This is a genomic window from Pseudomonas sp. BJa5 (assembly GCF_030272875.2).
In the GTDB taxonomy this organism is placed as follows: domain Bacteria; phylum Pseudomonadota; class Gammaproteobacteria; order Pseudomonadales; family Pseudomonadaceae; genus Aquipseudomonas.
Window position 1 is genome coordinate 1 of record NZ_JALRNG020000122.1, and the last position, 292, is coordinate 292.

A 292-nucleotide genomic window follows, 5' to 3' on the forward strand; every position below is an offset into this window, starting at 1 on the left:
TACTGCACATGGTCGCTGATATTGGCCATCACCTCAGGCTGAAGCAGGTAGTTCATGTAGGCAAGCGGCCTCTCGTCGGGCGCATCGGCCGGCATGGCAACCATGTCGAAACACATCGGCGCGCCTTCCCTGGGGATCGAATAACCGACCTTCACCCCGTTCTTCGCTTCCTCGGCGCGATTCTTCGCCTGCAGCACGTCACCCGAGAAGCCCACCACCACGCAGACATCGCCATTGGGCAGGTCACCCGTGTACTTGGAGGAGTGGAAGTAGCTGATGTTCGGACGCACCT

The 292-nt window shown here is 59.9% G+C and carries 1 protein-coding gene; it reads right to left on the reverse strand.

Going from position 1 to position 292, the window contains the following annotated elements:
* Window positions 1-292: extracellular solute-binding protein (locus M2D63_RS25670; RefSeq protein ID WP_285865880.1), on the reverse strand; the 292-nt coding region annotated here is incomplete at both ends.